Origin of the sequence: uncultured Nevskia sp., assembly GCF_903885465.1 — a bacterium.
GTDB lineage: Bacteria > Pseudomonadota > Gammaproteobacteria > Nevskiales > Nevskiaceae > Nevskia.
In genome coordinates this window covers 1-7,874 of sequence record NZ_CAISIQ010000195.1, presented here as the reverse complement: position 1 = coordinate 7,874, position 7,874 = coordinate 1, and the positions used below count along the sequence as shown (strand labels likewise).

The window sequence follows — 7,874 nt, the reverse complement described above, 5'->3', positions numbered from 1 at the left end:
GCGCAATTCCGGTGCAAGCCGGACCAGAATCGAGGCGCGGAAACGGGTTGCCATCATAGAGCCGTGGCGCCTCGGCTTATCGGCGGCATCGCGCTGCCGGCTGTGAAGTCCGACAATGCCGGCCTTCCCGAAGCATCCGATCCCGCGATGTCGTCGCCCGATTCCACCCCTGCTGTCAGCCGTAGCGGCCTGCCCGGCCTGGTGCTGGGCGCGGTGCTCATTGGCTTCGCGGCGATCATCGTCCGGCTGGTCGACGTCGGACCGACGGCGGCGGCGTTCTGGCGGCTGGCGATCGCGGTGCCGGTGCTCGGCCTGCTGCGCTGGCGCTTGCAGCCGCGCAGTGCAGCGCCGACGGACCGCCGCGCGCCAGTCCATGCCTTGGGTCTGATGCTGCTAGCCGGCATCGCTTTCGCGCTCGATCTGGCGCTGTGGCATCGCTCGATCCACCTGACCTCGGTCGCCAATGCCACGCTGATGTCGAACCTGTCGCCGGTGTTCATCGCGCTGACCCTGCATTTCGGCTTCGGTGATCGCCACCCGCTGCGCTTCTGGATTGGCCTGGCGCTGGCCCTGATCGGTGCCGGCGTGCTGGTCGCCGACAGTTTCCGAATCAGCCACGAGACCGCGATCGGCGATCTGCTGGCGGTCGGCACGGCGGTGTTCTACGCGATCTACCAGCTGCTGGTCAGCCGCAGCCGGCGGCGTTACTCGGCGCTCGACGTAATGTTCTACGCCAGCCTCGCCGGTGCCATGCTCCTGCTGCCGATGGCGCTGCTCAGCGGCGAGCGCCTGATGCCCACCGGCCCGCGCGACGTCGCGCTGCTGTTGGCGCTCGGCCTGGTCGTCCACATCGGCGGGCAGGGCCTGATTGCCTGGGCGCAGGCGCATGTCACCGCTTCGTTCGCGAGCGTCACCCTGCTGGTGCAACCGGTTGCCGCTGCGGTGTTTGCCTGGGTCCTGCTTGGCGAAGGTTTTGGCCTGCAGCAGACGCTTGGCGGCATCGTCATCCTGGCCGGCATTCTGAACTGCCGGCTGGCGATGCCTGCACTGGTCCGGCCGAAATCTCTCTGATGACCGATCTGCCTTACCTCGCCGGCTACCCGCCGGCCACGCTCGATCAGGTGCGCAAGCTGATCGCCGAGCAGCGGCTGAGCGCGCACTTGGCGAAGAAGTATCCGGCGCGCCACGAGATCCAGTCGGACAGTGCGCTGCAGACCTATGTCGGCGATCTGAAGAGCGAATACCTGCGCAGCGCGCCGCCGCTGCACCGGGTCTGCTACGAAGGCGGCATGGAAGCGGTGCGCAATGCACTAGGCGTGCACGTTCGCTCGTCGAGAGTGCAGGGCGGCAAGCTGAAGATGAAGCGCGAGATCCGCATCGCCGCCGTGTTCCGCGAAGCGCCGCCGGAGTTCCTGGAAATGATCGCCGTCCACGAGCTCGCCCACATCCGCGAGCAGGATCACGACAAGGCGTTCTACCGCCTCTGCGAGCACATGCTGTCCGACTACCACCAGCGCGAATTCGATGCGCGGTTGTGGCTGACGGCGCGGCGCCTCGAAGGCAGCAAGTGACGCTCTACAAGCGCTACGCCGACGAACTTGCGACCCTGATCGCCAGCGGCGCGTTGCAGCCGGACGAGCGTCTGCCCTCGGTGCGCGAAGCCAGCCGCAAGCGCGCGCTGAGCGAAATGACAGTGCTGCGCGCCTATCACCGGCTGGAAGCCGGCGGCCTGATCGTCGCGAAGCCGCGCTCCGGTTATTACGTCTGCGCGCAGCGCGCCAAGCCGCCGAAGCCGGCGCTGTCGAAGCCGCTGGCGCGATCGACGACCATCGACAAGAGCGAGCTGATCTACGAACTGCTGGCCGCCATCCGCCGGCCCAGCGTGGTTCCACTGGGCTCGGCGTTTCCGAGCCCGAAGCTGCTGCCGCTGAAGGCGCTGCACGCCTCGTTGAACCGCAGCGTTCGCGGGCTTGATCCCTGGCGTACGGTGGTCGATCTGTCGCCGGGCAATCCCGAGCTGCGGCGGCTGATCGCGCTGCGCTACCGCGGTGATGGCATCGCCGTCGAACCGGAAGGTCTGGTGATCACCGATGGCGCGATGGAAGCGCTGAGCCTGTGCCTGCAGGCGGTCACCTCGCCGGGCGATGCGGTGATCATCGAATCACCGACCTTCTATGCCTCGCTGCAGGCGCTGGAACGCTTGCGATTGCGCGCCGTTGAAGTGCCGACCGATCCCGAAACCGGTGTCGATCTCGATGCCCTGGCCACCGCCCTCAAGCGCCACAAGCCGGCCGCCTGCTGGCTGATGACCAGCTTCCAGAATCCACTCGGCGCGTCGATACCGGATGACCGCAAGCAGAGACTGGTCGCACTGTTGGCGCAGCACGGTGTGCCGCTGATCGAGGACGACGTCTATGGCGAACTGCATTACGGCGAATCGCGGCCGAAGCCGGCCAAGGCCTGGGATGAGGAAGGCCTGGTGCTGCACTGCTCGTCGTTCTCGAAATGCCTGGCGCCGGGCTATCGCATCGGCTGGGCAGCGCCCGGTCGCTACACGGCGAAAGTCGAGCGGCTGAAGCTCGGCAGCAGCTTGTCGGCGGCAGTGCCGTCACAGCTGGCGCTGGCCGATTACCTTGCCACCGGCAGCTACGAACGCCATCTGCGCAAGCTCCGCGAGCAGCTGATCGCCGGACGCGACGCGATGCTCGCGGCGATCCAGCAGCACTTCCCGGACGGCACCCGGGTGACCCGGCCGGACGGCGGCTACTTCCTGTGGGTGGAGCTGCCGAAGAGTGTGGACACGCGAGCGCTGCAGCAGGCCGCACTGGCGCAGGACATCAGCATCGCGCCTGGCGCCTTGTTCTCGGCACGCGACGATTTCGGCCACTGCCTGCGCCTGAACTACGGCCATCCGGACGATGACCGTGTCGGCGCCGCGCTGGCAACGCTTGGGCGTCTCGCCCGCGGCTGAACTCCAGGCTTCAGGGCGCCGCGAACCGCAGTGCCAACTGGGCGGCGCCAACGAACAGACCGACGACCACACCAGTCAGCAGCACGCCGACGACGATGAAGTGCAGCGGCTTGCCGCTGTTGAAATCGCGCACCCGATTGCGATGGCTCTGCACGCCGAAGAACGCCCAGGCGACGCTCTGGATCACCTGCAGGGTCGACACGCTCGGTGCTTCGGTTTCGGGACGTTGGCTGGACATGGCGGGCTCCTCGTTGGGTCCTGAATGGACACCGCCACGATGAGCCCGATGACCAGGCGATCCAAGCACCAGATCGCGCGTGAAAAGCTAGGGCAGATGCGCGCGGTCTAGATTGCGCGAGCTGGCACCAGCCGCGCTTCCCGCACCGGCAGACAGCTCAGTGCGGCGATCAGCGCCAGCACCATGTCGGCGATCCACATCCACGAGTAATCGCCGAAACGGCTGATGGTCAGGCCGCCCAGCCAGGCGCCGAAGAAGCCGCCGATCTGGTGGCTGAGCAGGGTCAGGCCGAACAAGGTGCCGAGATAGCGGGTGCCGTAAAGCTTGGCGACCAGCCCGGCCGTCGGTGGCACCGTGGCCAGAAACGTGAAGCCGAGGCCGGCGGCGAACAGGTAGACGCTCAAGGCATTGCGTGGCGACATCATGAACAGCGCGATGAACAGTGCGCGGCTCGCGTACATCGCGCAGAGCAGGGATTTCATCCGCACCCGCTGACCCAGCCAGCCGGCTGACAGGCTGCCGGCGATGTTGAACGCGCCGACCAGCGCCAGCGCCGTGCCCGACACCGATGGCGACAAGCCGCACAGCGCGACTTCACCCGGCAGATGCGTGACCAGGAAAGCGACGTGGACGCCGCAGGTGAAAAAGCCGAAATGCAGTAACCAGTAGCTGCGATCGGCGAGGGCGATGTTCAACTGCGCGCGCAGGCCGGCGTCGGCAACGGCGACCGGCTTCGCAGGCCCGGCCAGACGGCCCGCCAGCGGCAGGCTCAACAAGGTCGACGCGGCGAGCGCATAGGCCGCGGTCATCCAGCCGAAGGCCGCAATCAGCGCCTGCACGATAGGCGCGAACAACAACTGCCCGAACGAGCCGCCGGCATTGATGAAGCCGGCAGCGAAGGCGCGCTTCTCGGCCGGCAGTTGCTGCGCGGTCGCGCCGATCAGGATCGAGAACGCGCCCGCGCCGGCACCGGCGGAAGTCATCACGCCGAGACAGATCAGCAGGCCGAACTCCGAACTGAAGGACGGCGCCAGCGCCAGCCCGGCGGCCATCAGCAGGCCGCCGAAGACGACCACGCGCACCGAACCGGTCTGGTCGGCAATCGCCCCGAACAACGGCTGCACGACGCCCCAGACCAGCTGGCCGATGGCCAGCGCGAAGCTGATCGAGACGATGCTCAAGCCGGTGCTGGCGCCGATCGGCTGCATGAACAGACCCAGCGACATCCGCGCGCCCATGGTCAGCGCCAGGATCGCGGCGGCGGCCAGCATCAGCGTCCAGGCGGCGCGGGAGGAGCTGGCAGTCGGGGTGGTCATCGGCGGGACGTTGCAAAGGGCGATGGCGAAAGCTTAGTCCAATGCTCCGGTCCGGCCTCAGGCCGCTGCCGTCTCGAACGCCGGCATCACGTCGCGGCTGAACAATTCCACCGAGCGGATGACCTGTTCGACCGTCAGATCGCCGAATGCGAACCAGGACACCAGGTAGTTCATACCGGTGCGCTCGGCCTCTTCCTCGACGAAGCGGCGCACCGTCGCAGGTGTACCGGCGATGCCGTTGCCTGCGGCTTCCACGCCTTCCCATTCGTCGGGATACAGCGCTGCCAGCGGCGGAAACGCTTGCCGCACCGACAGGCCATTGGCGAGCCACAGATGATCGAAGCTGGCGAACCATTTCTTGTACGCGCGGCTGGCGATGCGCTTGGCCTCGGCATCGGTTTCGGCGACCACGACATGACGGCTGACGCCGATCCTCGGCAGGCGCGCCAGCGGCTTGCCGAGCCTGGCCCACTCGGCGCGGTAGCGATCGGCAATCGCTTTCGCGCCTTCGTTCAGCGCCAGGGTGACGATGTTGACGTCGTGCTCGGCGGCCCAGACACAGGACTCCGGCGACAGCACGCCGTACCAGAGTTCCGGATGCGGCTGCTGCACCGGCCGCAGGGTCATCGGCACGTCGTTGAACTGGTAGTGCTTGCCGCTGTGGCTCAGACGCTCGTCGCGGAAGCCTTTCATCAGCACGTCGAAAGCTTCCAGATACATCTCCTGGGCCTTGGCGAAGTCGAGACCGAAGAACTTCAGTTCATATGGCGACACGCCGCGGCCAACGCCGAGCATGAAGCGTCCCTGGCTCATCTGATCGAGCATGCAGATCTCTTCGAGCAGACGCAGCGGGTGATACAGCGGCAGCAGATAGACCAGCGGCCCGATCTTGATCCGCTTCGTGCGCTGCGCAACCGCGGCCAGCAGCAAGCCGGGGCTAGGCGCATAACCGAGTGGTGTGGAGTGATGCTCAGCCACGTGATAGCCGTGCAGGCCACAGCGGTCATAGACGGCGGCCATCTGCAACCGCGCTTCCAGATGCTCGCCCAGCGGCAAGGCACTGTGATCGACATGGTCGAACACGCCGAACTTGATGGTCATGGTCTCGCTCCTCTCGTCCCGAATCCGCCGCGCTCTGTGGCGGGCTGGCTCGAGTATCGAGGCGTCGCGACTCAGTAAGCCAGCATCGGCCACCAACACAGGGTTTGCCCCTGACTTCGACTCAGGGCCGCAAGAAGGCTTTCAGGTCGTCAAGCGTGTTGGCATCGGCCGATCTCTTATCGGTTCTCCACCGCGCGATGCGCGGAAAGCGCAGGGCAATGCCGGCCTTGTGCCGCGTTGAAGCCTGAATGCCTTCGAACGCGATCTCGAAAACCTGCTCGGGATCGACGCTGCGTACCGGGCCGAACTTCTCCCGCGTGTGCTGCTTGATCCAGTGATCCATCTTGGTCAGCTCGACATCGGTCAGGCCCGAGTAAGCCTTGGCTACCGGCAGCAGCAGGCCTTCGCCGGGCGCGGGGCCGGCCCAGACGGCGAGCGTGTAGTCGGTATAGAGATTGGCGCGCCGGCCGTGACCGGCCTGGGCGTAGAGCAGCACGCAGTCGATGCTCATCGCGTCGAGCTTCCACTTCCACCAGGCGCCGCGTCGGCGGCCGGTCTGGTAGGCGGAATCGAGCCGCTTCAGCATCAGGCCTTCGACGCCGCGTTCGCGAGCTTCGGCGCGCTGCGTGGCGAGGCTGCTCCAGTCTTCGGAGACCAGGCATTCGGACAACTTCAGCCGAGGCGCAGCGAGCTGCGCGACGATCGTTGCCAGCTGCGCGCGCCGCTCGGCCAGCGGCCGCGCGCGCCAGTCTTCGCCCTGCCATTCGAGCAGGTCGTAGGCGACGAATGCGACCGGCGCATCGGCGAGCAGTTTCTTGCCGACGGTCTTGCGGCCGATACGGGTCTGCAGCTTGGCGAACGGCAGCACCTGGCTGCCGTCATGAGCGAGGATTTCGCCGTCCAGCACGGTGCCGTCCGGCAATTGTGCGGCGGCGGTTTCGATTTCCGGGAAGCGGCCGTTGAGCAGTTCTTCGCCGCGCGACCACAGAAAGCTCTCCCCGGCGCGCCGGATCAGCTGGCCGCGAATGCCATCCCATTTCCATTCGGCGAGCCAGTCGCTGACCGGCCCGAGCCCGGATGGCAGGCCGTCCTGCCAGACGCCATCCGCTGCGTCTTCCACCGGACTCGCGAGGCAGAACGGATACGGCTGCGAGGGATGGGCTTCGGTCGTGCCCGGTGCGAGCAGTGCTGCGAACGCGTCTGCCGAAGGCTGCCAGTGGCCGCCTTGCTGGGCCATCAAGCGCTGAGCGATCAGGCTGTCGGGCAATCCGGCATGCGCCGCCAGTGCGCGCGCCGCGAGACCGGACGACACGCCGACTCGCAGCGAGCCGGTCAGCAGCTTGTTGAACAGGAAGCACTCGTCCAGCGGCAGCCCGGCCCAGACCTCGATCAAGGCGGCGCGCTGCTCGTCCGGCGGACGGTCGCGCAGCGCCATCAGCCAGGCGACCCATTCGGCCAGGCCGCGCTCGATCGGCGCAGGCCGGTCGGCGCGATCGAGCAGCAGCGCCAGGGTTTCGGCGAGATCGCCGACATGGGCGTAGCACTCCTCGATCACTGTCGGCGACAGGCCGGTGGCATCGCCGATCCAGGCACGCAGCTGGGTCGGCGCGATCAGGCGCTTCAGCCGCTCGCCGGTCAGGAAGTACAGACCCCAGGCAGCATCGGCAGGCGGTGTGGTGGCGAAGTAGGCACGCATCGCTTCGACTTTCGCCGAGGTCGCGCGCGTCTCGTCCAGCCGCGCGTAGAGGGCGGCGAAGCGCTTCAAGGTTTGCCGTACTCAGTCACCGAAGCGGGGCAGCTCGTCGTTCGTGGTGTCCCAGTCGGCCTTGGCGCTGAGCAGGTAGTGATAGTCCGGCGTCCGGCCGGCGGGCTGGTCGAGCGAGCCGAGGCGGATGCGGATCAGCTCCGGATAGCTCGCCGATTCGCTGTACACCGGCGAGCCGCAGTTCGAACAGAACCAGCGTTTCTTGCCGGGGCTGGAGGCGTAGGCCTTCAGCAGTTCGCTGCCCGAGAGCAGGCGGAACGCCTCACGCGGTACCGGCGCGTTGGCCGCGAACGCGGTGCCGCTGGCCTTGCGGCACATCGCACAATGACAGAGGCCGATACGCGTGACTTCGCCATCGAATTGGTAGCGGATGCTGCCGCAGAGACAGCTGCCTGCTTGCATGATCGAGTCTCGTAAGAGGCGTGGAACTTCTGGGGGCGGAAGGGTGATTTGAAGACCGTGGGACGATGCCAAAATTCCATC

At 66.9% G+C, this 7,874-nt stretch carries 8 protein-coding genes; 3 read left to right on the top strand and 5 right to left on the bottom strand.

Going from position 1 to position 7,874, the window contains the following annotated elements:
* The first annotated feature begins 63 nt into the window (after positions 1–63).
* Genes QZY06_RS07480 through QZY06_RS07470 form a run of 3 tightly spaced genes read left to right on the top strand, consistent with a single transcriptional unit; the run spans position 64 to position 2,971 of the window.
* Entirely contained in the window at positions 64–1,071 is a 1,008-nt protein-coding gene (locus QZY06_RS07480) for a DMT family transporter (RefSeq protein WP_295682319.1), read from the top strand.
* Entirely contained in the window at positions 1,071–1,571 is a 501-nt protein-coding gene (locus QZY06_RS07475; protein WP_295682316.1) for a YgjP-like metallopeptidase domain-containing protein, read from the top strand. The genes QZY06_RS07480 and QZY06_RS07475 overlap by 1 nt, the downstream gene beginning before the upstream one ends.
* Positions 1,568–2,971, top strand: a complete 1,404-nt coding sequence (locus tag QZY06_RS07470; protein WP_295682315.1) for a PLP-dependent aminotransferase family protein — start codon at positions 1,568–1,570, stop codon at positions 2,969–2,971. The genes QZY06_RS07475 and QZY06_RS07470 overlap by 4 nt, the downstream gene beginning before the upstream one ends.
* Before the next feature lie 10 nt (positions 2,972–2,981).
* Here the strand turns inward: QZY06_RS07470 and QZY06_RS07465 are convergent, their stop codons facing one another.
* From QZY06_RS07465 to QZY06_RS07445, 5 genes are all read right to left on the bottom strand, one after another.
* The gene (locus tag QZY06_RS07465; RefSeq protein WP_295682314.1) at positions 2,982–3,209 is read right to left on the bottom strand and encodes a DUF2970 domain-containing protein; all 228 of its coding nucleotides are present in this window, start codon (positions 3,207–3,209) and stop codon (positions 2,982–2,984) included.
* A gap of 107 nt (positions 3,210–3,316) precedes the next feature.
* Positions 3,317–4,525, bottom strand: a complete 1,209-nt coding sequence (locus QZY06_RS07460; RefSeq protein WP_295682313.1) for an MFS transporter — start codon at positions 4,523–4,525, stop codon at positions 3,317–3,319.
* A gap of 57 nt (positions 4,526–4,582) precedes the next feature.
* The gene (locus QZY06_RS07455; protein ID WP_295682311.1) at positions 4,583–5,626 is read right to left on the bottom strand and encodes an LLM class flavin-dependent oxidoreductase; all 1,044 of its coding nucleotides are present in this window, start codon (positions 5,624–5,626) and stop codon (positions 4,583–4,585) included.
* A gap of 121 nt (positions 5,627–5,747) precedes the next feature.
* Entirely contained in the window at positions 5,748–7,391 is a 1,644-nt protein-coding gene (locus tag QZY06_RS07450; RefSeq protein ID WP_295682308.1) for an ATP-dependent DNA ligase, read from the bottom strand.
* A gap of 12 nt (positions 7,392–7,403) precedes the next feature.
* Positions 7,404–7,793 (bottom strand): GFA family protein, encoded by a 390-nt coding sequence (locus tag QZY06_RS07445; protein WP_295682306.1) that lies wholly within the window; start codon positions 7,791–7,793, stop codon positions 7,404–7,406.
* Positions 7,794–7,874 lie beyond the last annotated feature (81 nt).

Bases quoted from the DNA above. Each gene is read 5' to 3' on its own strand.
- QZY06_RS07455 (WP_295682311.1), bottom strand. From the start codon at position 5,626: ATGACCATCAAGTTCGGCGTGTTCGACCATGTCGATCACAGTGCCTTG.
- QZY06_RS07460 (WP_295682313.1), bottom strand. From the start codon at position 4,525: ATGACCACCCCGACTGCCAGCTCCTCCCGCGCCGCCTGGACGCTGATG.
- QZY06_RS07445 (WP_295682306.1), bottom strand. From the start codon at position 7,793: ATGCAAGCAGGCAGCTGTCTCTGCGGCAGCATCCGCTACCAATTCGAT.
- QZY06_RS07475 (WP_295682316.1), top strand. From the start codon at position 1,071: ATGACCGATCTGCCTTACCTCGCCGGCTACCCGCCGGCCACGCTCGAT.
- QZY06_RS07465 (WP_295682314.1), bottom strand. From the start codon at position 3,209: ATGTCCAGCCAACGTCCCGAAACCGAAGCACCGAGCGTGTCGACCCTG.